The organism is Parabacteroides sp. PF5-6, assembly GCF_029504695.1.
Taxonomy (GTDB): Bacteria; Bacteroidota; Bacteroidia; order Bacteroidales; family Tannerellaceae; genus QVMG01.
In genome coordinates, this window is record NZ_JAQFIN010000004.1 from 270,967 (window position 1) to 296,437 (window position 25,471).

General features: G+C 51.1%; 25 protein-coding genes. 13 read left to right on the forward strand and 12 right to left on the reverse strand.

Features of this window, described 5'->3' with window-relative positions:
- The first annotated feature begins 11 nt into the window (after nt 1-11).
- Nucleotides 12-791 carry a DUF1080 domain-containing protein gene (locus M2133_RS06995; RefSeq protein WP_277465311.1) on the forward strand — a complete coding sequence of 260 codons (780 nt, stop codon included), beginning with the start codon at nt 12-14 and terminating at the stop codon, nt 789-791.
- 95 nt (nt 792-886) lie between these two features.
- Here M2133_RS06995 and M2133_RS07000 read toward each other — a convergent pair whose 3' ends face one another.
- The gene (locus M2133_RS07000; protein ID WP_277465312.1) at nt 887-2,662 is read right to left on the reverse strand and encodes a DNA polymerase III subunit gamma/tau; all 1,776 of its coding nucleotides are present in this window, start codon (nt 2,660-2,662) and stop codon (nt 887-889) included.
- Nucleotides 2,663-2,733: 71 nt separating this feature from the next.
- On the opposite strand from M2133_RS07000, the gene M2133_RS07005 reads away from it, so the two are divergent.
- Nucleotides 2,734-3,039: a septum formation initiator family protein gene (locus M2133_RS07005; RefSeq protein WP_277465313.1), complete on the forward strand. Its 306-nt coding sequence runs from the start codon at nt 2,734-2,736 to the stop codon at nt 3,037-3,039.
- On the forward strand, nt 3,040-3,375 hold the full coding sequence (locus M2133_RS07010) for a hypothetical protein (RefSeq protein ID WP_277465314.1): 336 nt from the start codon (nt 3,040-3,042) through the stop codon (nt 3,373-3,375). It begins immediately after the preceding gene.
- Between the two features lie 33 nt (nt 3,376-3,408).
- On the opposite strand, the gene M2133_RS07015 is transcribed toward M2133_RS07010, so the two are convergent.
- Entirely contained in the window at nt 3,409-5,736 is a 2,328-nt protein-coding gene (locus M2133_RS07015) for an ABC transporter permease (RefSeq protein WP_277465315.1), read from the reverse strand.
- A 187-nt stretch (nt 5,737-5,923) separates the two neighbouring features.
- Here M2133_RS07015 and M2133_RS07020 point away from each other — a divergent pair, with 187 nt between their 5' ends.
- On the forward strand, nt 5,924-8,077 hold the full coding sequence (locus M2133_RS07020) for an HRDC domain-containing protein (RefSeq protein ID WP_277465316.1): 2,154 nt from the start codon (nt 5,924-5,926) through the stop codon (nt 8,075-8,077).
- Nucleotides 8,078-8,081: 4 nt separating this feature from the next.
- On the opposite strand, the gene M2133_RS07025 is transcribed toward M2133_RS07020, so the two are convergent.
- Nucleotides 8,082-8,639 carry a phosphatase PAP2 family protein gene (locus M2133_RS07025; protein WP_277465317.1) on the reverse strand — a complete coding sequence of 186 codons (558 nt, stop codon included), beginning with the start codon at nt 8,637-8,639 and terminating at the stop codon, nt 8,082-8,084.
- 173 nt (nt 8,640-8,812) lie between these two features.
- Between M2133_RS07025 and M2133_RS07030 the strand changes: the two genes are divergently transcribed.
- The 7 genes from M2133_RS07030 to M2133_RS07060 all read left to right on the forward strand — a co-directional run bounded on the left by M2133_RS07030 (nt 8,813) and on the right by M2133_RS07060 (nt 14,153).
- A complete protein-coding gene (locus M2133_RS07030; protein WP_277465318.1) occupies nt 8,813-9,529 on the forward strand; it encodes a glycosyltransferase family 2 protein in 717 nt (238 codons plus the stop codon).
- Nucleotide 9,530: 1 nt separating this feature from the next.
- Entirely contained in the window at nt 9,531-10,271 is a 741-nt protein-coding gene (locus M2133_RS07035) for a lipopolysaccharide kinase InaA family protein (protein WP_277465319.1), read from the forward strand.
- An 88-nt stretch (nt 10,272-10,359) separates the two neighbouring features.
- Nucleotides 10,360-10,866 carry a sigma-70 family RNA polymerase sigma factor gene (locus tag M2133_RS07040; RefSeq protein ID WP_277465320.1) on the forward strand — a complete coding sequence of 169 codons (507 nt, stop codon included), beginning with the start codon at nt 10,360-10,362 and terminating at the stop codon, nt 10,864-10,866.
- Between the two features lie 3 nt (nt 10,867-10,869).
- Entirely contained in the window at nt 10,870-11,361 is a 492-nt protein-coding gene (locus tag M2133_RS07045; protein WP_277465321.1) for a hypothetical protein, read from the forward strand.
- Nucleotides 11,362-11,394: 33 nt separating this feature from the next.
- Complete coding sequence (locus tag M2133_RS07050; protein WP_277465322.1) at nt 11,395-11,859, forward strand: hypothetical protein; 465 nt, start codon at nt 11,395-11,397, stop codon at nt 11,857-11,859.
- A 44-nt stretch (nt 11,860-11,903) separates the two neighbouring features.
- Complete coding sequence (locus M2133_RS07055; RefSeq protein WP_277465323.1) at nt 11,904-12,812, forward strand: outer membrane beta-barrel protein; 909 nt, start codon at nt 11,904-11,906, stop codon at nt 12,810-12,812.
- Nucleotides 12,813-13,352: 540 nt separating this feature from the next.
- The gene (locus M2133_RS07060) at nt 13,353-14,153 is read left to right on the forward strand and encodes an aspartate dehydrogenase domain-containing protein (protein WP_277465434.1); all 801 of its coding nucleotides are present in this window, start codon (nt 13,353-13,355) and stop codon (nt 14,151-14,153) included.
- On the opposite strand, the gene M2133_RS07065 is transcribed toward M2133_RS07060, so the two are convergent.
- The 9 genes from M2133_RS07065 to M2133_RS07105 all read right to left on the reverse strand — a co-directional run bounded on the left by M2133_RS07065 (nt 14,136) and on the right by M2133_RS07105 (nt 22,889).
- The gene (locus M2133_RS07065) at nt 14,136-15,020 is read right to left on the reverse strand and encodes an NAD(P)-dependent oxidoreductase (protein ID WP_277465324.1); all 885 of its coding nucleotides are present in this window, start codon (nt 15,018-15,020) and stop codon (nt 14,136-14,138) included. The two genes, M2133_RS07060 and M2133_RS07065, sit on opposite strands and share 18 nt — an antisense overlap.
- Before the next feature lie 24 nt (nt 15,021-15,044).
- A complete protein-coding gene (gene gldN, locus M2133_RS07070) occupies nt 15,045-16,124 on the reverse strand; it encodes a gliding motility protein GldN (RefSeq protein WP_277465325.1) in 1,080 nt (359 codons plus the stop codon).
- Nucleotides 16,125-16,136: 12 nt separating this feature from the next.
- On the reverse strand, nt 16,137-17,702 hold the full coding sequence (gene gldM / locus M2133_RS07075) for a gliding motility protein GldM (RefSeq protein WP_277465326.1): 1,566 nt from the start codon (nt 17,700-17,702) through the stop codon (nt 16,137-16,139).
- A gap of 5 nt (nt 17,703-17,707) precedes the next feature.
- A complete protein-coding gene (gene gldL / locus M2133_RS07080) occupies nt 17,708-18,775 on the reverse strand; it encodes a gliding motility protein GldL (protein ID WP_277465327.1) in 1,068 nt (355 codons plus the stop codon).
- A gap of 23 nt (nt 18,776-18,798) precedes the next feature.
- Nucleotides 18,799-20,253, reverse strand: a complete 1,455-nt coding sequence (locus M2133_RS07085; protein ID WP_277465328.1) for an SUMF1/EgtB/PvdO family nonheme iron enzyme — start codon at nt 20,251-20,253, stop codon at nt 18,799-18,801.
- 4 nt (nt 20,254-20,257) lie between these two features.
- A complete protein-coding gene (locus M2133_RS07090) occupies nt 20,258-21,211 on the reverse strand; it encodes a type IX secretion system membrane protein PorP/SprF (RefSeq protein WP_277465329.1) in 954 nt (317 codons plus the stop codon).
- A 133-nt stretch (nt 21,212-21,344) separates the two neighbouring features.
- A complete protein-coding gene (locus M2133_RS07095; RefSeq protein WP_005633363.1) occupies nt 21,345-21,566 on the reverse strand; it encodes a DUF2795 domain-containing protein in 222 nt (73 codons plus the stop codon).
- A gap of 76 nt (nt 21,567-21,642) precedes the next feature.
- Complete coding sequence (locus M2133_RS07100) at nt 21,643-22,206, reverse strand: cob(I)yrinic acid a,c-diamide adenosyltransferase (protein ID WP_277465332.1); 564 nt, start codon at nt 22,204-22,206, stop codon at nt 21,643-21,645.
- Complete coding sequence (locus M2133_RS07105) at nt 22,203-22,889, reverse strand: class I SAM-dependent methyltransferase (RefSeq protein WP_277465333.1); 687 nt, start codon at nt 22,887-22,889, stop codon at nt 22,203-22,205. Before M2133_RS07105 ends, M2133_RS07100 begins: the two co-directional genes overlap by 4 nt.
- A gap of 79 nt (nt 22,890-22,968) precedes the next feature.
- On the opposite strand from M2133_RS07105, the gene M2133_RS07110 reads away from it, so the two are divergent.
- Nucleotides 22,969-23,439, forward strand: coding sequence for a DUF4625 domain-containing protein (locus M2133_RS07110; protein WP_277465334.1), 471 nt, complete (start codon nt 22,969-22,971; stop codon nt 23,437-23,439).
- Nucleotides 23,440-24,279: 840 nt separating this feature from the next.
- Complete coding sequence (locus tag M2133_RS07115; protein WP_277465335.1) at nt 24,280-25,446, forward strand: Gfo/Idh/MocA family oxidoreductase; 1,167 nt, start codon at nt 24,280-24,282, stop codon at nt 25,444-25,446.
- Nucleotides 25,447-25,471 lie beyond the last annotated feature (25 nt).

Genomic DNA, 25,471 nt, shown 5'->3' on the forward strand with positions numbered 1-25,471 from the left:
ATAATTAGACCATGAAAAGAAGTTCCTATTTGGCTAAAGGTTGTATGGTGGCCTTAGCAAGTTTGTTTTTTGTAAGTGTGAGTGCGCAGGAAAAGGAATATCCCAAGCCCGAACGGATGACTCCCGGTATGTCGGAGTTTTGGACTCCCCAACCGCCCATTGTAACTCCGGGAGTGGATTATACCATTGCTCCTCCTTCCGATGCGATTGTTTTGTTCGACGGAACCAATCTGGATGCCTGGCAAAGCAGCCGGGGGGGTGGCGAAGCGAAATGGACGATCAAAGACGGTGCCTTTACGGTTACTCCGCGTACCGGAGATATTGAAACGAAACAACATTTCAACAGCTTCCAACTGCATATCGAGTGGACTGCTCCGACTGTGGTGAAGGGTGAAAGTCAGGGGCGTGGCAATAGCGGTATCTTCCTGCAGGGAATGTATGAGGTGCAGATCCTGGACTGTTACCAGAACGAAACCTACTCAAACGGTCAGACGGGTAGTATCTACAAACAGACCCGTCCGTTGGCGAACGTAATGCGCAAACCGGGTGAGTGGAATGTGTATGACATCATTTACAATGCTCCGACATTTAAGGAAGACGGTACCTACCGCACGGCTCCGACGGTAACCGTAATTCATAACGGTGTGGTATTGCAAAACCATACGACAATCCTGGGTACAACCGAATACATCGGTTTCCCGAAAGTGACTCCCCACGGTGCCGGCCCGATCAAATTGCAGGATCATGGCGACCTGGTGAACTTCCGCAATATTTGGATCCGGGAACTTTAAGCCGCAGGCTTAAAGTTCAATTATGAATTTTGAATTATGAATTATGAGAATAGGCTTCCTCCTTTTTCTCATAATTCATAATTCATAATTTCTTTCTACCCATCCGTCGTCAGATTAAACTCGTCCTTGAGTTTGCCTAATAAGGGGTTGATCTCCATTAGGTGTTGGTATCTTTCTCCTGTGGTATAAGCCAGTTTCTTTTCGTTTGTTTCGCTGATACTTACTCGCATCTGGATATGGGTATTCTTTAATCTTTGCCGCAAGGAAGCCAGAATATCAACTGCAGCATTGAGTAGTTCGTCCTGTTGTCCCTGGTTGTGTACTTTTACCTCAAAAGAATGATTCTCCTGTAACTGAGGTTTACAGTTGATCATTGCATTTTTCAGATAGATCTTGGTATCCAAAGTTGACGCAAAAATATCCCAGCCGGCAAGCAGGTCTTCCTGGCTGAAAGGATTACTCATAACCTCCGTATGAACCTGTTGTTCTTCCTGTACTTTCGGACCTTCATCCGTCAGCCCCTTCAGCGAGGTGCTGATCGGCCGCACCAGCTTTTTTGCCGGAGGCGGTGTAGGCTGTTGATTCGTGGGGGATACCGGGATATGTGCATCCGGCGAAGCCTGAGTCGGCTGGCTTGGAGGTGCCGATGGCGGAGTGATCTGCACCGGTGGCGCAGTCCTTGCCGGAGCGGTTTGCCCGGTTGGTGGTGCCGGTGGCGTTACCGCGAGGGGTTCAATCAGCGTTTTTTTTTTATCCTCTTCCGTAGAAGCAGCACCTGTTGTGTTCAGTTGGCATAATTGGATCAATGTCAGTTCCAACAATAGGCGTTTGTTGCGGCTGACACGGTAATCCAGGTCGCATTGGTTCGACAGAGCGATCGCCTTGAAGAGGAATTGATCGGGGCATTGCTTCGCCATGGCGATATATCGTTCGCGGATCGAAGCGCCTACCTCAAACAAGATCAGGGTTGCTTCGTCTTTGCATACCAACAGGTCGCGGAAATGCCCGGCCAGCCCGGTGATGATATTCTGTCCTTCGAAACCGATCGACAGGATCTCGTTCAGGATCAGAATCGCTCCCCTGACATCGCCGGAAAGGATCGCGTCGGTCAGGCGGAAATAATATTCGTAGTCCAGGATATTCAGGTTGTCGATCACCGCCTGGTAGGTAATGTTCCCGTTCGTGAAACTTACCGCCTGGTCGAGGATCGAGAGCGCGTCGCGCATCCCCCCGTCGGCTTTTTGAGCGATGATGTTTAGTGCTTCCGGTTCGGCTGTCACACCTTCGGACGAAGCCACATATTGCAGATGCTCCACCATATCGGCGATCGTGATCCGGGAGAAATCGTATACCTGGCAACGGGAAAGGATGGTAGGCAACACCTTATGTTTTTCCGTTGTCGCCAGGATAAACAAAGCGTGATGCGGCGGCTCTTCCAGCGTTTTCAGGAAAGCGTTAAACGCCGCGGAACTCAGCATGTGTACCTCATCGATAATAAACACCTTGTATTTCCCTATCGCCGGCGGGATACGCACCTGTTCGATCAGCGAACGGATATCATCGACCGAGTTGTTCGAAGCCGCATCCAACTCATGGATATTATACGAGCGCGACTCGTTGAACGCCAGGCAGGACTCGCAGGCATTACAAGCCTCGCCATCCGCCGTCGGCGTGAGGCAATTGATTGTCTTGGCAAAGATCCGGGCACAAGAAGTCTTTCCCACCCCGCGCGGACCGCAGAACAGGTAAGCATGAGCCAATTTGTTTTGATGAATCGCGTTTTTCAGGGTGACTGTCAACGTCTTTTGTCCTACCACACTTTGAAACGTATCCGGTCGATACTTCCTTGCCGAAACAATATAGTTGTCCATTTGCTGTATTTACTGATCAATTATACAAAGGTAAATAAAATATTCACTATTTTTGCAAAAAACATTCTCCCATGTCGCGCATTAAAGAGTTTTATGAGAAGTATCTTTCGTGGATCAATGTGTATGGGTTGGTCACGATTGTTTTCCTGGTATTGACGTTTACGGCCGGGGACAGTAGTCTGTACAGGCGCTACCAGTACGACGAGAAGATTCGGGGTCTGGAGAAAGAGATCAAGATCTATCAAAACGAGATTGAGGTGAACCGGCAGAAATTGGATGCGCTTCATACTGACCGGGAAGGGTTGGAGCGGTTTGCGCGCGAAGAATATCACATGAAGAAACCGGACGAAGAGATCTTCCTTATCAAAAAGAAATAAATGAATCCACAAATCCGTACGACTGTTTTTTATATGGCTGCCATCTGCGTTCTCTGCGGTGCAGTACTCTATTTCATCCAATGGTTTTTTGCCCCTTACCTGTTTGCTTTGGGTGCTGCCGGGGTTGCGGTCTGTTTCCTTACACTGCCGACGCGCGATATGGATTTCCGCCAGAAACGGCTCCACCGCTACAATATCTTTGCCGGCCTGTTGATGGTCTTTGCTTCCGCCCTGATGTTTTCCGACCGGAAAGAATGGGTGCTTTGCCTGACCGTAGGCACGGTCTTTCTGCTCTATAGCTCTTTTGCTTCCCCTTCGGATAAAGGGGACGCCTGATTCAGCCCGTTTTTCACTTTCCCATTTGATTCCTTATTCCGCCTTCACACTGTCTACCGGATTGGCATTGGCAGCCTGGTAGCTTTGGAAATAGACAGTCAGGAAAGAGATCAAGAGACAGAACAGTCCTGAACCGATAAAGATCAACGGTGAGAGGTCGATCCGGTAGGAATAGTCCATCAGCCAGCGCCGCATGATATACCATACCAATGGGGTGGCGATCACAAAAGCGATCCCGACATAATTGAGGAAAGTAAAGATCAAACGTTTCAATACCTGTCCCTCGCTCGAACCGAATACCTTACGGACGGCGATCTCCCGCGAACGCTGCTGAATGAAATAGGTCGACATCGCCAGCAATCCCAGAAGTGAGATCAGGATCGCAATCACACAGAAGATCATCACGATCTTCGCTGTGCGGCGCTGTGAAGGAAAAGAGTCTTGGAGCTGCTGCTCCATATACTTCCCGGGCATATCAAGACCCATCATCTTTTCGTAGACCTCTTTGACTTGCTCAAAAGCGATCTGCGGATCACCATTGATCTCGACCAGGATATTCCAGATCCACAGGTTTTCACCACTTCTGACTATCACCTGGGTCGGCGGAAGATCGGACAGGATATTCCCCACCCGGAAGTTTTTCAGTTTGCCGGCGATAGGTGCATCGCGGTCGTAGTATTTGAAGCTGGGCGTATCGTCGCTGATCATCAGTTCCTGATATGCCTGTTCGTTCAGATAAATACCTTCGGTCGGAGCCAATTGGTTATCCACTAATATCTCAAAGCCAAACAGGGAGAAATACGTACTGTCGCCCATCAGCGTCTGGAAAGAGATATTCCGGTCTTCATAACGCATCGTATTGTTATTGCCCCGATTGAAAGGGGTGCCGGCACCATACGCCACCCGGTTGACCGAAGCCAGTTGACTCACCTCATTGCCAAAAGCATAGATCCGCTCGCGCGACTGAAAATGATGGGAAGAGATATCGATGATATTCTTCATATTGTAACCCAACGGTGCATCGAGCATGTGGTTGATCTGCAAGACCATCGTCACCGAAGCGGCGATCATCATAATCGTAATCACATTCTGGAACGTAATGAATATCTTGGAGAACACCATCTTTGTCTTTACCCGGAAGCCACCGCGCACGATATCGATCGGCTTCGAGTTGGAGATAATCCAGGCGGGCAATAAGCCGGAGGTAAGGCCCAACAGCAGAATCACAGCCAGAGCGATCAGTATATTCGTCGGCGTAAGGGATCCCATCAGATCGATATGTGTCCGCAAGAGGTCGTCAGCAAAAGGCAGTACGGCCAACGCCAACAGAAAACCCAAGACAAAAGAGAAGAGCGACAGCAGGGTCGACTCCATAATCAGGCGACTAAACAGTTCCCCGCGGGAAGACCCCAGCAACCGTCGCGTAGCCATCTCTTTGGCGCGCTGCCCGGTCTGCGCCACTGTCAGGTTGATATAATTAATCACAGCAAAGAGCAGGATTAGGATACCTACCGACATCAGGATCATCACAAAGTCCCAGTCGCCCTTCCGGATATTGTTCCAGGCACCGACCTCCGAGAAATAAATCTCACTCCACGGGTGGAGGACTACCTCTCGCTCCGGATAATTCTTGTAGAACCAGAAGATCTCCGCAAAAAGTTCCTTCATATCAGGCAACTTCGCGTGCAGGTCCGCTCCTTCTTTAACCAACACAAACAGGTTAGCTCCCGTCGCATTATTGAAACTCTCGACAGCAAGGCCAGAATTGAAAAAATGGATATTCTCTATACTTAATAAGATATCGGGTTCCGGAAAGATCGAGTTCTTGATATCCTTCATAATACCATTGACCGTCACGGTCACCGAGTCGTTAATATGGATCATCTGCCCCAGCGGGTCTTCACTACCAAAGGCTTTACGGGCAAATGATTCTGAGACCACCGCGTAGTTGGGCACTTCGATTACCTTATGTTTATCACCAATCAAGAGCGGATAAGAGAATACGTTGAAAAAGGTAGTATCCGAGAAAAGCAAATCAGCTTTCATTGTTGTTTCTTTGATCTGCACCAGCTGATCCTGAGAAGACGTAACAGTAGGAACGATAGCCTCGATCTCCGGATAACGACTCATCAGGTGATTTTTTATTTTCCAATGTGAGCCAATCTGATCCTGGCTCCCCAGAACATATACCCGGTCGGCCTTTTCCTGGCCTTGATCGACCGATAGTTCCTGCTGGGTATAGACCGCGATCAGAATCACAAACATCAACGAAACGGACAAGCCGAAGATATCGATTGCCGTGTACCCGACATTCCGACTCAGAAACTTAAAGAAAGACTTAAAATTCAACAGGTTGTTCATGACGATATGGTCTTATTTATTTATTCTGCCCACCCACAAGCAAAGAATGTGCCAAACAAAACAAACCAATGAAACACAAAGAATTAAAGAAAGCCCCACCGGATGCCACTGTCTAATAATTAGACACTACTGTAAAGATATTTGACATTTATCATTACTTTTGTTTTCAATCTAAAAGAATGAACACATGGAAATGCACAAGCAATCAGACCTGGCTTTGAAATACATACAAAATACCGGCACGCATCTCTTCCTGACCGGGAAGGCGGGGACCGGGAAAACGACTTTCCTCCGGCGGTTGAAAGATCTCTCACCCAAACGTATGGTGGTGGTAGCCCCAACAGGTGTGGCGGCGATCAATGCCGGCGGCGTGACGATCCATTCCTTTTTCCAGCTTCCTTTCGGACCGTATATTCCGGGGGTGACCGATCAGGGCAACCCATCCTCCTCGCATAAGTTCAGCCGCGACAAGATCAATGTGATCCGAAGCATGGATCTGTTGGTGATCGATGAAATCAGTATGGTACGTGCCGATCTCTTGGATGCGATCAGTGATATGTTGTGCCGTTTCCGCGATAAGAATAAACCTTTCGGCGGCGTGCAATTGTTATTGATCGGCGATATGCAGCAATTGGCACCGGTAGCCAAAGAGGAAGAGTGGAACCTATTGAAGGCGCATTACGCCTCGCCTTATTTCTTCGACAGCAAAGCGCTCGCCCAGAGCCACTACCTCTGCGTGGAGCTCACCCATGTGTATCGCCAGAGTGACGATGCTTTCGTGCGTTTATTGAACCAGATCCGCGAGAACCAACCCGACGACGAGACCCTTCGCCGGCTGAACGAACGCTACATCCCCGATTTCAGGCCGGACGATAAAGAAGGCTATATCACCTTGACCACCCACAACTATCAGGCGCAGCAGATCAATAGCCGTAAGCTTGCCGAGCTGCCGGGACTGCCCTTTGTCTTCAATGCCGAGGTCTCCGATGAATTCCCGGCCTATTCCTACCCGACCGACGAACGACTGGAGCTTAAACTCGGCGCGCAGGTGATGTTCGTTAAGAACGATTCGTCGGGCGACAAGCTATATTATAATGGTAAGATCGGGAAGATCGTCTTTATTAATAATGAGAAAATAATTGTCAACGACGAACGAGGCAACGATATCACCGTGAACCGGGAAGTCTGGCAGAACGTGAAATACACAATCAACGAGGAGACACAAGAGATCAGCGAAAACATCGCCGGCTCCTTCTCCCAGTATCCGCTCAAGACCGCCTGGGCGATTACGATCCATAAGAGTCAGGGCTTGACATTCGAAAAGGCGATTATCGATGCGGCCGCCGCTTTCTCGCACGGCCAGGTCTATGTTGCCCTGAGCCGGTGCAAGACCTTGGAAGGTATGGTATTGACCAGCCGGATCAGTCGGAATGCCCTCATTAACGATATGCGACTGGATCAGTACAAGCAATCTCTCTCGGGCATACAAGCCAATGAGGCTTACCTGCAGACGGCGCAACAAGCCTACTACCTGAAACTCGTACTCGAGCTTTTCGATTTCGAAACGGTCCAGCAACGTTTGCAGTATGTCGCTCACCTGGTTTCCGCCCATCTCGCCAGGCTCTATCCCGAATGGAGCAGCCGCTATTCGCAGAGCCGCGATGCGTTCCGGGCGGAGGTGACCGAAGTGGGCAATCGTTTTCAGACCCAGCTCCGGCAACTGATCGAAGGCAACCCTTCGTATGCACAAGATGAAGTGATACAAGAGCGGATCAAGAAGGGAACCGCCTATTTCCTGCAGCAGATGGAGAAGTATGGCGCGGTTGTATTGAAAGGCTTTGATTTGGATATCGACAACAAAGAAACCCTCAAGCTCCTAAGCAAAGCGTCGAACAACCTGAAAGACGATTTTCTCTTGAAATGGTCTGTCCTGAAAGCCTGCCGGGAGGAGTTCCGCATCAGCGCCTATCTCTCCGCCAAAGCCAAAGCCCAGATGGAGCCACCTCCCGCGCCCAAGCGTAAGAAAGAGAAGGCCGTGCGTGCAAAAAAAGAAAAAAACGAAGAGATCGAAGCCGCCGTGCAAGGCGATATCCGCCATCCGGTTCTCTACAACCGGATACGCAACTGGCGGTATGAATTGTCGGTCGAGAAGAAACTCCCGCCTTATACCATCCTGCAGCAGAAAGCTTTATTGGGCATCGTGAACCTCTTGCCCTCGAATAGTAAAGAGCTGTTGATGATTCCCGGCATCGGGAAAAAGGTAGTCGAGAATTACGGGCAGGAACTGATGGAGATGATTGATCGCTATCGGGAAGAGATCGGAAAAGGCGACCAGGGGTGATCCCTTAAAACGTCACCGACGCATAAAACCCGAAATGGTTGGGGGCGGCGATGGGAGAGAGGGTGATCTGGTGCTTCTGCAGGTAAGGGTGGGTGAAGAGGTATGCGCTGCCTATGCCCAGTGCGGCACCGGCGACGACGTCCCACCAATCATGTTTTTTGCTGTAAACACGGCTCCAACCGACATAGGAGGCGACGGCATAGGCGGGGATGCCCCATTTCCAGCCGTAACGTTTCTGGAGAAAAGCGGCGCCGGTAAAGGAGATCGACGTATGTAAGGAGGGGAAGGAGTGGTTGTCGCTACGGTCGGGCCGTTCTTTCCCCACCAGGTACTTGAGGCCATAGGATACGCCCAGGGTGGTTGCCGCGGCGAATGCTCCTTGTTTCAATCCCTCCCAGTCCTGCAAAGCCAATACCGTCGCGGCGCAAGCCAGGGGCGTCACCGCTGCCATGATGTCGCCGGAGGTCCTGACGGATTTGCGGCTGCCGGTTATCTCTACCTGTTGCGCGGCGACCGGAACAGTCCAAAGGATAAGGCTTATAAAGAGGAATACGTATTTCATGCTTTCACGTTCTTTAATCGTTTATTTACCAACGCAAAATTATCGTTTATATTGGTTTACCCGTGATTTATTTGTTCCCGGTGGGGAACAAAAACAGGATGTGATTCGAATTGCGGGGAGAATCGCTATCTTTGCAGCTCCGGTTTGCTCCGGCATATTAAAACAGATTATAGATGAAAAAGATACATGTGATTACTCCGGTAAAGGATTCGATCGAATTGACCCTGCAAACGATTCAGGCGATAAACGCGTCTTCCTTCCGGGTGCCTTTCTCTTATACCGTGTACAATGACTTCAGCACCCCTGAGAATACCCGCCGCTTGGAAGAGGCGGCGCGGGAATATGGTTTTACCTTGGTCAATCTCTCCGATATCACGCAACATCCCTCGCCCAACTACCTCCTGGTCTTGCAACTCGCCCAGCAGCAAGCGATAACGGAAGAGGCCGCTTTATGCCTCGTCGAGTCGGATGTGTTGGTGAAACCCGATACCTTGCAGTCTCTTTTCGATGAAGCTTTGAAACAGCCCGACTGCGGTATGATTGCCGCGGTGACTGTCGACCGGGAAGGGGAGATCAATTTCCCCTATCTGTATGCCAAAGGCAAGAAGAGCGGACTTTTTGCCACGAAGAAGCGGCTGAGCTTTTGTTGTACGCTGCTGACGCTGCCTTACCTGAAGGCCTTCAGCTTCGAGCGGCTCGATTCGACCAAGTCGTGGCACGATGTGACCGTGTCGCATGAATCCCTGAAGCACGGCTTCCGCAATTATCTCTGCACCAGCCTGCCCGTGTTTCATCAGCCCCACGGCAGCCGTCCCTGGAAGCACCTGAAGTATAGCAATCCCCTGAAGTATTATTGGTTGAAGTTTATCCACAAACGCGATAAGATCTGATATGAAAAAGGAAAAGCCTGCCAAGTTATTGGTTCATCCCGATTACAAAGTCTTGGAACCGTTTGTCGAACGTCTGCCCGAATCATTCGCCCGCGGGGAAGGCCGTTGCATCTATAAAGGGCGTAATGAGTTGCGTGCCTTCGAAGAAGAAGGCTTTCAGTTGGTTGTGAAATCCTATCGGCGTCCCAACCTCTTCAACCGGCTGGTTTATTCTTTTATCCGTTCGACCAAAGCGGAGCGGGCGTATCTTAATGCCTTGAAGTTTATTGAAGCAGGCATCGGCAGCCCGGCTCCGGTAGCTTTCCTGGTGCAGAAGAAAGGCGGGTTGGTCGACCAGACGTATTTCGTTTCCCTGCAATCGACCTGTCCTTTTACTTTCCGGGATTTGACGCGGCAGACGTTTGCGCGCGAAGAAGAGATCCTGACCACTATCGGGCAGGTTTCGGGCCGGATGCACAACCAGGGTTTTTTGCACAAAGACTATTCCCGGGGTAATATCCTTTTTGATGACCGGGAAGCCACGATCGCCATTGAAATCGTTGACCTGAACCGTATGCGTTTCGGCACGGTCTCGCAGAAGGCCGGCTGCCGCAACCTCAACCGCTTGCCTTTGCCCGACGGGATGTTTGATGTCCTGGGTGCTGCCTACGCGAAAGAAAGAGGATTTGATCCGGAAGTGTGTATCCGGGAGATCAAAGCTGCCCGCAAGCGGGAAGCGATCCGCACGAACGAACCGTTCTGAGTTATTTCAGGGGTTCGACCACCCTCTTTCCCGGGTATTATTTCTCTCCCATGTTATGTTTTCTTTCCTTTGTCGTCTAATCAATAGAATGGAACTCGAAGCGTTTAAGACAACGGTTGTACCCCTGCGTACGAAGTTACTGCATATTTCCCTGCGGCTACTGGATGAACCGGCCGACGCGGAAGATGTGGTGCAGGAAGTCCTGCTTAAACTCTGGCAGATGCGCGATCAGTTGGATCAGTACCATAGCGTAGAGGCGCTGGCGGTGACGATGACCAAGAACCTGACATTGGACAAGATCAAACTGCGCAAGCCGCAAGGCGATGAAGCGGAGCTGCTGCGTCTCGACTCGGGCATGCGAAACCCGGAGCTGAGTCTGGAGCAGAAAGATGCAGTGGACTGTATCCGCCGGCTGATCGAAGAACTGCCACCCCTGCAACAGGCCATTATCCGGATGAAAGATATCGAAGGCTACGAACTGGCCGAGATCGCGAGCATCACCGGGACGCAGGTCGAGTCCGTTCGTTCCAACCTGTCGCGGGCACGGAAGAAGGTTCGGGAGCAATATGTACAAATTATGAGTTATAAGATATAAGTTATGAGACGGATAGAAGATCTTTTAGATAAATACTTCGAAGGGGAGACGTCGGCGGCGGAAGAGCAAGAGCTGCGGCAGTTCTTTGCCTCGGACGCGGTGCCGGAACATCTGCGGATCCACCAGCCGCTGTTCGCCTACTTCGCGGAGGAGATCCGCAAAGAAGAGGCAACGACCGTTCGCCGGCAGATGCCGCAACGGCGCCGGGTGCTTCTTTGGGTGTCGGGCGTAGCGGCGGCGGTATTGTTGCTGTTGGGCATCGGACAGGTATATGTCTTTCCCGGAAGGACCTTCTGCTCCGACAACTACGTGGTGATCAACGGACGCTGTTATACCGATCCGCACACCATCCGGGAGCATGCCCTGAACGCCTTGCAGGAAATCTCCACCTCGGAACGCGATCTCTTCCCGGTGATCAGCGACGACGACGATCGCCAGGTGATCGAAGAGCAGTTTCGCGCCTTGGGTTCTTTCTTTAGTGATGACGACGAATAAATGAGTATACACACAATGAAACAGATAAACGATATGAAACGGATAATACATACGATGACTTGCATCCTATTACTCGGCCTGTTGTTGCCCGCGCCGGCAGTTGCCCTGGAGATGCAGAAAGACCTGCGCATACAGGATGTGTTCACCCGCTACGGGAAGAAGAAGAATGTGACCATGGTCGAGCTCTCGAACGAGATGCTGGAGACCTACGGCATGACCCACTACAAGAGCATCACGATCAAGAACGATGCGGATGCCCTGCGTTTCACCCGCCGTTGCCTGGAGGCCGACCAGAAAGGCGCGCGCAAGATCAAAGAGGTGACCGACGACGGCGGCATCATCTCGGCCTACTACCAGTTGCCGACCGTGAAGGAGGATATCAACCGCTTTGTGCTTTTCAAGGTGAATAAGAAAGGGGTGATCACCCTGGTCTATATCGAAGGCGAACTGGATAGCGACGACTTGATTACGTTGCTCTTTACGCGCAATGATTTTTGAAGAAGAGAGAAGATAGAAGAGAATAAACTAAAAATATAAAGAAGATGAAAAGATTACTATGGATTATGGTAGCGTTCCTGCCGATGGTGGGCTGGGCGATGGATGTTGAACCTTTAATGCCCGATACGACGGTGTATATCGAAGGGAAAAAGATTGTGGTGAAGGATGGCGAAGATCGCCTGAAAGTCAGGGTGTACGATATGGCGCCGGATGGCGATCTGACGGAAAACGAACTGGTGTTCGAAGGGCATTACAAAGGCGGACAGAGTTATGAGAAGCGCAAATACGGTAAGTCGATCACGATCCCGTTGCCCAACTGGAACCGCGACTTCGATCCGCACTGGGCGGGCCTGGGATTGGGCTTTGCCAACGTTGCCGATGGCAGCTTCCATGTGAATGAGATCGATGGCGTTTCGCTGCGCAGCGAGAAGTCCTGGGAGTTGAACCTGAATTTCCTGGAGAAAGAGTTCCGCCTGTCGCGCCGTTACGGTTGGGGGCTGGTCACCGGGGTGGGGATCCGTTGGGACCGCTATCGCCTCGATGGCAATGAACATTTTCAACGTGTGGACGGGCATACCGTATTGGTGCCGGCGCCCGAAGGGGTGACCTATACCAAGAGCCGGTTGAACATCACCAGCCTCACCGTTCCCCTCTTACTCGAATGGCAACGCGGCCGGCGTTGGGACACTGATTTTTATATCTCCGCCGGTGTGGTAGGCGTATTGAAGACCGCCTCTTCTTCGAAGATCAAGTACCGCGATGAGAACGGAGGCAAAGGCAAAAAGAAAGTCGACGAAGGCCTCTATCTCCGCCCGATCAGTATGGACTTCCTGGTGCAGATGGGCTACGACTGGATCGGCATCTACCTGAAATACTCCCCGTTCGAGCTTTTCGAAAACAACAAAGGCCCGGCGATCCACCCGGTCTCCTTAGGTATTCACTTGCATATCTGATCTCTGCCAACGGCCTTCGATGCCACGGATAACCACATAAAAGTTTTTACCCCGGTCTTCACCTTTCACCCGATCGCCAGATCCCTGTATTGATCAACGTTTCGGGTGAAAGATAAAGGCATACCTCAAAAAAACGACAAACCTCCCGGCGGCTTCCCGAAAAAGGCCGCCGGCCTTTTCTAAAACTCCGGCAGCCTTTTAGAAAAGGCCGGCAGCCTTTTCCAAAACCCTGCCGGCCTTTTGGAAACTAAAACAGCCAACCTTGTTCAAGACGATACACTTTGGGAAGTTCTTCACCAAGCCTTCACCCGAAACGCTGATCAATACAAGGATCTGGCGATCGGGTGAAAGGTGGAAGGGGGTACGAAACTTTTATGTGTAGTCCTTCCCAAAAAAACATTGCACTTTGCTTGGCCAAAGCGCAATGTTTTTTCGCCCAAAGTGCAATGTTTTGGGAAAGGGGGATCTGGCGGGGTTCAAATCTTCTTCGATGCGCCTCAACAGAGTCAAATAAGCTTGTCTCTGTGTTTGGCTTTCCTTATCTTTGCCGCCATGGAAAAGTTAGTGATTGTCGGATGTGGGCGGCTGGCGGAGATTGTTGCTGAGGCGGTCCGGAAGGGATTGTTGGCGGAGTATGAGTTGGTTGGGGTGTATTCGCGTACGGCGGCGAAGGCAGAAGCGCTTGCGGCGAAGATGCAACAAGCGGGAATGCCTTGTGTGGCTTGTTCTTCATTGGAGGAATTGTTGGCGTTGAAACCTGACTATCTGGTGGAGGCGGCTTCTCCGGCGGCGATGAAAGCGATTGCTTTGCCGGCCTTACGCAACGGGACTTCGATCGTGACCCTGTCGATCGGCGCTTTTGCCGATACGGCTTTCTATCAAGAGGTGCAGCAGACGGCTCGGGCAAACGGCGCACGGGTGTATATCGCTTCGGGAGCGACGGGCGGCTTCGATGTGTTGCGTACGGCTACCTTGATGGGCAATGCTTCCGCCCGGTTTTTCAATGAGAAAGGGGTGAATGCGCTGCGGCGTTCGCCGGTCTATACTCCGGCGTTGGAAGCGGAGAAGCGTATTGTCTTTTCGGGAACAGCCCGCGAAGCGATCGGTGTCTTTCCTACCGGCTTGAATGTTTCGGTGGCTGCCTCACTGGCGTCTGTCGGCCCGGAAGAGATGCAGGTGACGATGCAGTCTACCCCCGGATTTGTAGGAGATACGCAACGGGTGGAGATCCGCAACGATCAGGTGCATGCGGTGGTGGATGTGTATAGCGCGACGCCTGAAATAGCCGCCTGGTCGGTGGTCAGTACCTTGATTAATATTACCTCACCCATTGTATTCTGAGAGGTTGTGCAACACCTTCTCGCTCAACCGGTCGAATGCCTGACGCGTGCGGCCGGTGGATACCTGCATGCAACGCACATGGGGGTGATGCAATAGCTGCGGTGCGCCCAAGGCTCCCAATGTGTCGCAGAAGCAAAGGTTGTCGCCTTCCAGCCATTGGGTAAAGGCCGGTTCGTCCCAGGCGGGCGATAGGCCGGTATTGAACAGGATCTTTTTGTTTCCGAAATGGTTGAATTCGGCTTCATGTAATAAGACGGTATTCTTGTTGAGGCAGCAGCAGACGACCTCGCTCTCGGCCAATAACTCGTTCAGCGGCAGGAAGCGGTAGCCTTTGTTGCGGGCTTCCTCCTTTTCGCTCCGCGCAAAATAAGTGATCTCGGCACCGAAGAAACGCAAGGCGTCGGCGATCATACCTCCCGATTTGCCCAAGCCGATAATGCCGGCTTTCAGTCCGGTGATCTCACGCGCCATACCGTCCCATGCCGGTTGCTCGAAGCCATGCAGGCAACGTACCAGTTCGCTGATCACATATTCCACTACGCCTTCATCGCCATAATCCCGGATGCCGGTCACCGTAATGCCTCGTTCGTTGGCATAACGGATATCCACATTCGCGCTCTCGGGCGAGTATAACGAACAACACATACCGATATACTTCACATTCGGGCATTGCTCGAGGGCAGCCCGGTTGATGCGTGAGGTATAACTCAACAACACGGCGTCGGCATCGGCGATACGGGCAGCCACCTCGTTGTCGTCGGCCGGTATATCCGGATACATCACCACCTCTTGGGCAAAGGTCGACAGCGCCTTTTCCGCCGAAGCGATCAGGCTGACAGGTTCTATGGCAACAAGTTTACGAAACATGGGATTGACAGTTAAAACAACTTCTTATCTCGAACGGCGCACACTGCGGACCGGAGCGGATTTCTCGGCTTTCGGAGCAGAGGCTTTCGGCGCTTTGGCTTTATTTTCTTTGGTGGAAGAGACGCGACCACGAGCCGATTTGGCAACCGTTTTCTTGGCTTCTTTGCTGTCGGCTACCTGGGTGGTGTCTTCTTTGAACCACAGGGATTCCTGGAAAGTCGTCAGTTGCGTTTCGATCGCCTGTTGTGCCAGCTTCAACGAATCGGGCTGGGGGTAGAGCTCACGCATGGTGCGGTTCATCAGGTTCTCCGTTTTGATGATCTCTCCATTGAACATCCGGCGACGGAAATAGTCGTCGATGGTGAATGTCTTTGCGTTGTTGATGTTGGAAGTCATGATGTAGCTCGTATTGATATACGGGCGGATATTCTCGTAAGGCAACCAGAACAGGGCCATGGTCTGCAAGGCGCCGAAGTCGTCGACGGTGGTCAGGCGCGGGCAGATCGCCAGGGTCTTCACATCGAAAACGGAGTTGTTCTGATCGAAATACCAGGCTTCTTTCACGTAATACGACAGGACATCGGCCGAAGGGATATCGCTCTCATTGATCACATACGAAGCGGGTTCGCCGGCACGGCCGGGTATTTCTTCGTAATAGATACGTGCCACGTTGAGGATCTCTTTGAAGTCTTCTACATGCTCTTCGTCGAAGATCTCGTAGCCGTCCATATATTTATATACCGTCAGTTTGCCTTCACTCAGTAGTTGGAAGATGGTCGTAAAGAGGTTCATCTGCCCGTTCATCGGACGCACCGGATAATACAAAGGTGCGTTCTCGTCTTTCTGCAGGTCGACTTCCCGGTAGAGGATACGCATCCAGGGCGCGTTACCGATCTGTTGGATATTGCGCTCGTTCAGGTCCTGTGCCCGTACGGTCAGGTCGGGCAGACCGGTGTTCTGTTGGGCTTCCTGCCGGGCTCCGCGTGAAGCCTGCGGCGTACGGCGTTGTTGCTGTTGCTGGTTGGTTTCTTCCTGCGCGTATACGGACGGCGCAGCCATAGCGACAACACATAGCGTCAAGATAATATAATACAGACGTTTCATATCTTTCTTTACTTAATTTACAATAATATTGATCGGTGAGATGTTGCGTTCCACCTGGTCGGGACCCCGCGCTACCACTCCGGTTATCCAAATGTCTTTTCCCCGTTGCAGGTTATTGATCAACGTGCGCTGACGCTCCGTAAAGGTGCCGCCCTGGGCGGTTTCCCGCTGTGCGTTACCGAACGAGTCGTAATACTGCACATCGAAGCGAAGCACGGTAAACGGGATATTCAGGATATCGTCGTCGATCGCTGCCTGGATACCTCCTGCTGCGAGCAGATCACGCCGTGCCATACGTCCGCCTTTGAACTTGCGTGGGTTGCCGTTGGCATCCTTTGCTTCGATAAAAGGCATCGGGTCGGGTAGGGCGCGTACGCGGAAGGTATTCTTCGCCATCTCTACCGAACGGCCGTCTGCCATACGGGCATGTACCGTGACGATCGCTTCCGTGCCGACGGTGGTCGGTTTGGCTACCCAGAGATCACCCTGACGCGTCAGGCCTCCATTGGTCATCGTAGCGGTTACGCTTCCGCTGGGAATGCCCGGTACGGCGATACGGATCGGGTTATCGATGCCGGCGTATAAGACATTCATCAGGGTCGGAGCAACCGTAGCGCTGGGTTCGGTCACGAAGTATTCGCTTTCGAATTCGCGTCGCATGGTCGAACCGTCGCTATTGGGCATTTCGATATATCCTTTGATCGGGAAGGTACCGGTCGATCCGGTATTGACGGTGAAACGTCCCGCCTGTTCTTCCGTTAAGAACTCGCCGTTGACGAAGACCGTCGGGCGTTTGGTGGAGTCGACTGCCGACAACACGATATTGGCGCGGTACTGGCTGCCCCGCATCACGATCTGTGATTCGGGAATCACCTGTGCCGTGATATCATTCACCCGGTAGTCGCCCACATCCACACTGCTCAACAGGTAGCTCAGCATCTCGCCTTCCGCGTAACGGATATCACTCTGTAGCTTCGTTAGCAGGGTAACAGCCGCGGCCACAGGCATGCTTTCGAACAATGCCTCTTCCCAGGTGCGGATATTGAGACCGGCTTTGCGCGGGGGTGTCGTACTCAGGGTCGATTCCACCAGGCGGGTCTTCGCCGTATCCTGTACCATCTCGGCCAATAGTGCCCGGTAGTTATCGATCGATTCACGCAGTTTCTTGCCTTCGCCGATCACGGGTGCCAGCATCACACGGGAAGCGGCTTCCAGGTCGTCTTTCTTATCGATATTGTTCACATCCCCTTTGGCGCCGTCGGCCGTTTTGACGATGCGGACTTTCAAGTCCTGCACGTAATTGAATAAGGTGTCGGATGCTGCTTTTACAATATTCTTTTTATCGTACCATTCGCCCGTCTTCTCCGGATTGATCTGGTGATAGGCATCCATTTCTTCGGAAACCAACGTATTGCGGTTGGATGCGTTATGGATGGTGGTACGCAAACTGTCTTCCACTAATTCAAACCCGTTCAATACTTCGGAAGAAACATTGAGCGCCATCATTGCGATGAACACCAGATACATCAGGTTGATCATCTTCTGACGAGGAGAATTAGGATTGTTCCCTATTGCCATATTGTTTACTTATTCGGGTTATAAGGAGGTTGTTGTTGATAGGGGTTTCCCTGTGCAGGCGGCTGTGGATTGTAAGCCTGTTGCTGCTGGAAACCCGGTTGCGGGTAATTCGCCGGTTGCTGTTGCGGCTGTTGTTGCTGATAGGGATTGGCTACCGGCATATTGACCGTCATCGCCTGAAGCAAGCGTGTATAGACCTGGTTGAGGTCGGTCAACTGGCGCGTCATCTTTTCCGTTTCGTTGCGGAAGACGGAGCTGTCGACTACCGAACCGTCGTACATTTCCCGGATCCGGTTCAAGCCACCGTTGATATGTTCGATCGATTCAATCTGCGAGCTGATGCTCTTCAACTGGATTTCGTAGATCGTATTCAGGCCGGAGATGTTCCGGTTCAATGTTTCCATCTGTTGTACATAACCACGGGAGTTCTGGTTGATACCATCCGAATTGTCCGTGATATGTTTGTAAGAGTTAAGCAGTGTGTCGGATACATCGGTCAACGAGGTGGTCACCTGTCCGAAACGTTCCATCTGATCGGAAACGCCGGAAAGCTGTTCGAGGTATTTCTGCGTTGCTTCGGTCAGTTCCGCCATTTTAGAGATCTGCTCGGCAGCGCCGCTCAGTTTCTTGATGCTGTCGGATAGGTTCTTCGTATCGTCTTCGGTCAGGTCGAGGTTGCCCGCGATATTGAGGCTTCCTCCGCCGGAGATACTGCCGATCGTTCCGTTTGTATCATCATCCATATTGACTTCCGAATGAATCATGGAAGAGACGGGCGTGCCGGTAAAATCGGGACGGTCCATCGGATTCTTCGATTTCAGTACCGGGAACACATCTTCCCAGTGGTATTCGTTTCCCGGCTTCTCGAAACCAAAGATAAAGAATACCAAGGCTTCAACGCTTAATGCGATACCGATGATCCAGTTCGCATAGGGCAGGTGCAACAGTTTGAACATCGTTCCGATGATCACAATCGAGGCTCCCCAGCTGTAGACAAAATTCAATAATCTCTTTCCTCTTTCGCTGGAGAGGAACATCTCTACTCTGTTTTTATATCTTCTATATTTTCCCATTTTATTGAGCTCTAATTATCTTCTTATTTCTTACCTTTTGATTTGGAAAAGCCGACCTGCGTACGGGCGCAACGGAATCCGATATACGAACGGGTCTCATTCTGATATTCCGACGTGCGCATATCCGAACGGATAAACTGGGCCACATCTTTCCAGGAGCCGCCGCGAACGACTTTCTTTTTCATCGCGTATGGATCTTCTTTGGCCGCGTCGTAATGCAGTTCCGGGTTCATATCACTCATTTGCGTCGGGCCCGATTCGGAGAAGCTCGTCGAGGTCCATTCCGCTACGTTCCCTGCCATATCGTATAATCCGAATTCGTTCGGCGCGAAAGAGCCGGTGCGCGAAGTGATGATATGTCCGTCTTGTGTATAATCGCCATCGCCCGGTTTGAAGTTCGCCAGGAAGCAACCTTTACTGCTTTGTAGGTCATCACTCGACCAGGGATATTTGTTTTCGTTCTTACCCGTACGGGCGGCGTATTCCCATTCTCCCTCGGTTGGCAGGCGGAACGGTTCGATGTTCTGTCCCGCCGGGAGATTCAACGATTCTTTGAAGGTGTTCGTGCGCCATACGCAATAGGCGGTTGCCATTTCCCAGGAAACCCCTACTACAGGATAATCATCGTATCCCGGATGATTGAAATACATCCGCATATAGGGTTCGTTGTACGCATTGTTGAAGTCGTTGATCCAGACCGTTTCATCCGGATAGATCGCTACGATGCGTGTATGCAGGAAGTCCCATTCGCTGCTGAGCGGGCGGGTGATCGTTTCGTTCACGATCCGTCCTTCATCGTCGATATAGGCCGTGTCTTTGGAGATCATCACCACCTCGTCGGGGTTGACCGTCAGGTCCGTATTGCGTATCCGCTCGTAAGGATTCAGGCGGTTCTTTCGCAGGGCTGCCGAGGTGTAGTCGTACCATTCGTATTTATAATACATCTGCGCCGGATCGAGTTTCTTCTCGCCGGTCACCGGATGGGTATAATAGATACTTTCGATTGCCATTTCTTCCTCTTCGCTGGCTCTTTTCCAGGGAATCGGTCGGCTCCAGTCGAGATAAGGCTCGATCGGATCGCCGTAGCGGTCATCGGTAATCTTGAAGAGCTCGTTACCGCCGAACTGCGGATCGTACAAGCGTTCGCGGATAATCGAGTCGCGCACGTAATTGACAAACTGGCGATACTTCGCGTTGGTCACCTCCGTCTGGTCCATCCAGAACGCATCAAACGAAACCCCTTTCGTCTCCGGCATCATGCCCCATAAAGAATCTTTATCGGAAGGACCCATCTCGAAAGCGCCCCGTTTGACCAGAACCATCCCGTAGGGAGTCGGTTCGTTGACGGCAGCCAAGCGTACGCCTGTTACTTCTCCACCCGATCCTCTGAGTGAGCGACCGCATGATGTGGTAAGCAGTCCCATGGCTATAAGTACAAGGAAGATATTGATCTTCTTACTTCTTACTTCTATCTTCATATGGTTATAATATTCTAACACTCTTATGTCTGTTGTTTCCTGTTTGTGTTTTCTTCAGTTTGATGTTGAACCGGACCATCAGTTCGTGGCTTCCGCTACTTCCTTTCAATATCGGAGAATAGGGGAAGTCGTAGGCGTAACCTACCTGAAAGCGTCCGATCGATGCCCCTAAAAGGAAAACGACCGATTCGTTCACCCGCCAGGAGACCCCGCCGTTAAACATCTTGTTATAGATCACCCGGGCAGTCAAGTCGGCCTGAAAACTGTTCATATCGGTTTTCAGAAAAACAGATGGCTGCAATTCGTATAACGGGTTACGCGTCTGAATATTGTATCCGGCAGTGAAATTAAGCGCTCTTCCAATGTAGTATGAGGCATTTTCGTCGAATTGTATTTCCGGTTCCATCAGGTGGGTCACGCCGAAGCCGGCATAGAATTTGGGATGGGTATAAAAGATACCGGCGTTCATATCCATCACCATGCCGTCGACCTGGGTGAGTGGGATTGCCTCGTCGAGCATACCGCTCGAGAAGCCGTCCATCGTTAGTAAGCGCACGCTATCGCCCTGAAAAGCGATATTGGCAATACCCGCCTGGATTCCGATACTCAATTCGCCGCCCCAGAGTTTTTTCTTGAACGCATACTGTCCCGATACATGGGTGAAGGTGAAAAGCCCGATCGTCTCGCTGAGCATCACCGCCCCTACGCCGTGGTTCGTATTACCGATCTTGAAAGGCATATCGACCATCGCAAAGATGGATTGGGGCGCCCGGTCGATGCCCACCCATTGCTGGCGATAGAGCCCGAAGAAGCGCAGATCTTCGGTGTTTCCCGCGTATGCCGGATTGTAATAACCCATGGCATTGAAGTACTGGCTGAACTGCGCATCGTGTTGTGCCCACGTCGTTTGTACGCAGATCATCCATAATAATATAATAGGAAAGAGAAACTTCTTCATTCAATAAGCATATCCAATCTCTATAGAAACGGATAAGAGGCGCGTAAATTGTATATCTTGTTTAAAAAACAGAACGAGATAACGGATTTAATCCGCTACCTCGCTGTTATCTTCTTTTGTTTTTATTCTTTTGTTAATACTCTTCTTCGTTGAAAAAGAAATCTTCTTTACTGGGGTAATCCGGCCAAATGTCTTCCATGCATTCGTATATTTCTCCTTCATCTTCCATTTCCTGTAAATTCTCAATCACTTCCAACGGGGCACCCGAACGTTGAGCATAGTCAATCAGTTCGTCTTTGGTTGCTGGCCAAGGCGCATCTTCTAATTTTGAAGCTAATTCTAGGGTCCAATACATGATGTTAAATGTTATAACTGCCTTCGCAGTCAGGTTACCAATTTCCAATTTTTCCGCAAAAATATAACAATATTCGTTAGATGCAAGTATAATCCCAAATTATTTCGTCACCATTGATTTTTATGTTTTCCTTGCGTCCCAAAACAAAGAAATAATCCGACAGGCGATTGATGAAAGTCAAGACCGGTTCTTCCACCCGGGAGGTCTGTGTCAGGGCATAGATCCGGCGTTCGGAGCGGCGGCAGACGGTACGGCAAACATGTGCCAGTGAGGCGCTTACGCTTCCTCCGGGCAATACGAACGCTTTCATTCGTGGCAGTTCGGCATCGATCCGGTCGATCTCCCGTTCCACGCGTTCGATACTTTCGGGAGTGATGCGGCTTTCGATCTTTAACTCCGTATTTTCCTGGTCGGTGGCCAGGTACGAACCGATGGTGAACAGTTTGTGTTGCACGAACGAGAGGAAATCTTTATCCTCCTGTTCCTCGACCTGGGTGATCAGCAGTCCGATAAAAGAATTCAATTCATCGGTCGTGCCATAACTCTCGATCCGCGGATCGGCTTTGGAAACCCGCTGCCCTCCGACGAGTGAGGTGGTGCCTTTGTCGCCACCGCCGGTATAGATTTTGCTTTTCTTCATCGTTCAAAATAAATTTTATAGTTGCGTTTATGTAGATTCTTATGAAATAGAACAATGCCCAGCGTAAATTGTTCCAGGCTGACGGTCACTTCCGGATGGGTGATGATCTGCTGCCAGGCCTTCCGCGCCGTTTTGTTCCGGCGGATCCCGTCGACGACCACCACCGTATGATCGGCCGTATGGGGCAGGCAGGTGGTGAATGTTTCCAGGAGATCGATCCCCTTGTCGCGTCCGTTGAGGAAGATAAAATCAAGTGTCTTTCCTTTTTGCAGGTAGTCGCCCAGTTGCTGGCGCACGTCACCGGTATAACATTCGATCGGCGTACGTGCCGCCTCACGGTAAACGCGCTGTGCGATTGCCGCGTCCTCCTCGATCGAAGCGCAAGCGAGCCCCGCGGCGTACGAGCTGAGGTAAAGCGTGGAAAGACCCAACGAAGTCCCCACCTGCAGGATGGTCTGCGGCTTGAAATGGTTCGTCAATCGGAAAAGCAATGCCCCCTTGCGGACGGAGATCGCCTCTTTGGCCACCCGTCGCGCCGTTGTCCGATCGCTTTGCTGCAGGCGTTTGCGTATCCGTTCGATCTCTTTCAGCCGGTAGTACGTGCCGTGTTCCTCGATCACCTGGGTGATCAGATGAAAGACAAAAGGGGAATGCACCCTGTATTTTCCGGGCAGTAGACTCATGATTTTCTTTTGAAGCGGTAAAGGTAGATAAATTATATGTATCTTCGCCGGTGAGTAAAATAACATTTAATCCGAAAGAATGATGATACGTATTTTGATTTTTGCCGTAAGTCTTTTGTCCTTTTTGAATGTAAAAGCCGCGCCGGTAGTGGAAGGCGAGAAACAGGCTTCCGCTCCGAAGATCACCCTGATCGCTCCGGGCGAGAACGATGTGTTACAGATCGGCAAAGCGATCCATTTCGATATGGATCTCGACGACGAAATCCTGCTGCAATCCTACCGGGTAGAGATCCACGATAATTTCGACGGCCATTCGCATACGCAAGCGAACGAAGGCAGCCCTTTCCCTTCGATCTTCGATAAGACCTGGGAACTGCAGGGCGTTAAAAAACGGAACATCCACCATCACGGCATCGTCATCCCCGCCGACGCCAAAGAAGGCATTTACCACCTGCGCATCTGGTGCACCAACGCCAACGGCGAACAATCAACCGTCATCCGCACCGTCCACCTCAGCAAAGGCCCGGGCACGCAGTATCACCATCATTAAAAGCGCCTCTTTAACCTGCTGGGAATGAGGTGTTAATATTTTCTTCAAAAACTACCGGTAGTTTGCGCACCAACTACCGGTAGTTTGTCGACAAAATATTAGTAGTTTGCGCGCAAACTACCGGTAGTTTACCACATAAAAATTTTTAGTCCGGTCTTCACCTTTCACCCGGTCGCCAGATCCCTGTATTGATCAGCGTTTCGGGTGAAAGGTAGAAGAATACTTAAAAAAACGACAGACCTTCCCGAAAAAAGCCGCCGGCCTTTTGGAAAACTCCGGCAGCCTTTTGGGAAACCCTGCCGGCCTTTTGCAAAACCCTGCCGGCCTTTTTCGGGAAGCCTCCATCTTTCACCCGAAACGCTGATCAATACAGGGCTCTGGCGATCGGGTGAAAGGTGGAAGGGGGTGCGAAACTTTTATGTGTAGACTGCCCAAAATAAACATTGCACTTTGCTCGACCAAAGTGCAATGTTTTTTTTACCAAAGTGTAATGTTTTTTCGCCCAAAGTGCAATGTTTTGAAAAGGGGGTTCTGGCGGGAGGATCATCTGTGGGAGGAGCGGGCATAGGGGAAAGAAAAAAAGTCTTTTTATGTGTATGAATACATTTATTTGTATATTTGCATGCTATCGGAGGTGTCCCGCCATGATTCAGGAGCGCTTGATTTTGTGTGCGACCTTCATGATGTTTACGGCGAGTTACGTATTATTGACCTAATTCGATGGATTCGATTTGAGTGATTCTTTTTTTTGAGAGGAGACTTCCTTGTGAGCGACAGGAGTCCGATGTGATCTGTGTATAATGTATTTTTAATCTATATCTAATAAATATTACAAAACGTATGAAAAACAGGAAATTGCGCATGGGCATGGTAGGCGGCGGAAGCGACGCGTTTATCGGTGCCATTCACCGCAGAGCGGCATTCATGGATAATCAGATTGAATTGGTGTGTGGATGTTTTAGTATCGATCCGGAGATCTCGAAAAGCTCCGGTTTATCTTATTTCTTACCGGAAGACCGGATTTACAGCACGTATCAGGAGATGTTCGAACGCGAGATGTTGTTGCCCGAAGGCGAACGCATGGATTTCGTGACGATCGTTACGCCTAATCGGTTCCATTTCGAGCCGGCAATGATGGCGTTGGAGCGGGGTATGCACGTGGTGGTCGACAAACCGATGACTTTCTCGCTGGAAGAGGCTAAGGCTTTGCAACAGAAGGTGGAAGAGACGGGTCTGGTATTGGCTTTGACGCATGTGTATAGCGGTTATCCGGCGGTGAAAGAAGCCCGCGACCGGATCGCCAAAGGCGAACTGGGGCAGTTGCGCCGCTTGTATGTGGAGTATCCGCAGGGCTGGTTGGCCGATCGGATCGAGCTGCAGGGTGGAAACAACGCCGGTTGGCGTACGGATCCCAAGCAAACGGGCAAGGCCGGCTGTATCGGCGATATCGGAACGCATGCCTGGCATCTGGCCGAGTATGTGACGGGTCAGAAGGTGTTGGAACTCTGTGCAGAGCTGAATACGTTCGCTCCGGGACGTCCGGTCGACGATGACGGGGCAGCCTTCCTGCGCTTCGATGGGGGCTTGAAAGGCTGTCTGACGGCCTCACAGATCGCTAAAGGGGAAGCCAACAACCTGCGCCTGCGTGTTTATGGCGAAAAGGGTGGACTCGAATGGCATCAGATGGATCCGAACCGCTTGATCTTCAAATGGGGCAACAAGCCCGAAGAGATCGTTCATATCGGTAATAATACCTTCCTGGGCGAAGCTGCCGGCTGGGATGTACGCACCCCGGCGGGGCATCCGGAAGGCTTTATCGAAGCGTTTGCCAATATCTACCGCAATTTTGCGCTGACGGTCATGGCGCGCCGCAAAGGGGAGCAGCCTACCGAGGATATGCTCGACTTCCCGACGGTCTACGATGGCGTACGCGGTATGCAATTCATCGAAACGATGGTCGAAGCCGGCTGGAACGATGAGGTGAAATGGCTGAAGTGGCAAGAATAAGGAATTGATAATTGATAATTAATAG

Excerpts from the sequence above, each read along its gene's own strand:
- M2133_RS06995 (WP_277465311.1), top strand. The coding sequence starts at position 12 with ATGAAAAGAAGTTCCTATTTGGCTAAAGGTTGTATGGTGGCCTTAGCA.
- M2133_RS07000 (WP_277465312.1), bottom strand. The coding sequence starts at position 2,662 with ATGGACAACTATATTGTTTCGGCAAGGAAGTATCGACCGGATACGTTT.
- M2133_RS07005 (WP_277465313.1), top strand. The coding sequence starts at position 2,734 with ATGTCGCGCATTAAAGAGTTTTATGAGAAGTATCTTTCGTGGATCAAT.
- M2133_RS07010 (WP_277465314.1), top strand. The coding sequence starts at position 3,040 with ATGAATCCACAAATCCGTACGACTGTTTTTTATATGGCTGCCATCTGC.
- M2133_RS07015 (WP_277465315.1), bottom strand. The coding sequence starts at position 5,736 with ATGAACAACCTGTTGAATTTTAAGTCTTTCTTTAAGTTTCTGAGTCGG.
- M2133_RS07020 (WP_277465316.1), top strand. The coding sequence starts at position 5,924 with ATGGAAATGCACAAGCAATCAGACCTGGCTTTGAAATACATACAAAAT.
- M2133_RS07025 (WP_277465317.1), bottom strand. The coding sequence starts at position 8,639 with ATGAAATACGTATTCCTCTTTATAAGCCTTATCCTTTGGACTGTTCCG.
- M2133_RS07030 (WP_277465318.1), top strand. The coding sequence starts at position 8,813 with ATGAAAAAGATACATGTGATTACTCCGGTAAAGGATTCGATCGAATTG.
- M2133_RS07035 (WP_277465319.1), top strand. The coding sequence starts at position 9,531 with ATGAAAAAGGAAAAGCCTGCCAAGTTATTGGTTCATCCCGATTACAAA.
- M2133_RS07040 (WP_277465320.1), top strand. The coding sequence starts at position 10,360 with ATGGAACTCGAAGCGTTTAAGACAACGGTTGTACCCCTGCGTACGAAG.
- M2133_RS07045 (WP_277465321.1), top strand. The coding sequence starts at position 10,870 with ATGAGACGGATAGAAGATCTTTTAGATAAATACTTCGAAGGGGAGACG.
- M2133_RS07050 (WP_277465322.1), top strand. The coding sequence starts at position 11,395 with ATGAAACGGATAATACATACGATGACTTGCATCCTATTACTCGGCCTG.
- M2133_RS07055 (WP_277465323.1), top strand. The coding sequence starts at position 11,904 with ATGAAAAGATTACTATGGATTATGGTAGCGTTCCTGCCGATGGTGGGC.
- M2133_RS07065 (WP_277465324.1), bottom strand. The coding sequence starts at position 15,020 with ATGTTTCGTAAACTTGTTGCCATAGAACCTGTCAGCCTGATCGCTTCG.
- gldN (WP_277465325.1), bottom strand. The coding sequence starts at position 16,124 with ATGAAACGTCTGTATTATATTATCTTGACGCTATGTGTTGTCGCTATG.
- gldM (WP_277465326.1), bottom strand. The coding sequence starts at position 17,702 with ATGGCAATAGGGAACAATCCTAATTCTCCTCGTCAGAAGATGATCAAC.
- gldL (WP_277465327.1), bottom strand. The coding sequence starts at position 18,775 with ATGGGAAAATATAGAAGATATAAAAACAGAGTAGAGATGTTCCTCTCC.
- M2133_RS07085 (WP_277465328.1), bottom strand. The coding sequence starts at position 20,253 with ATGAAGATAGAAGTAAGAAGTAAGAAGATCAATATCTTCCTTGTACTT.
- M2133_RS07090 (WP_277465329.1), bottom strand. The coding sequence starts at position 21,211 with ATGAAGAAGTTTCTCTTTCCTATTATATTATTATGGATGATCTGCGTA.
- M2133_RS07095 (WP_005633363.1), bottom strand. The coding sequence starts at position 21,566 with ATGTATTGGACCCTAGAATTAGCTTCAAAATTAGAAGATGCGCCTTGG.
- M2133_RS07100 (WP_277465332.1), bottom strand. The coding sequence starts at position 22,206 with ATGAAGAAAAGCAAAATCTATACCGGCGGTGGCGACAAAGGCACCACC.
- M2133_RS07105 (WP_277465333.1), bottom strand. The coding sequence starts at position 22,889 with ATGAGTCTACTGCCCGGAAAATACAGGGTGCATTCCCCTTTTGTCTTT.
- M2133_RS07110 (WP_277465334.1), top strand. The coding sequence starts at position 22,969 with ATGATGATACGTATTTTGATTTTTGCCGTAAGTCTTTTGTCCTTTTTG.
- M2133_RS07115 (WP_277465335.1), top strand. The coding sequence starts at position 24,280 with ATGAAAAACAGGAAATTGCGCATGGGCATGGTAGGCGGCGGAAGCGAC.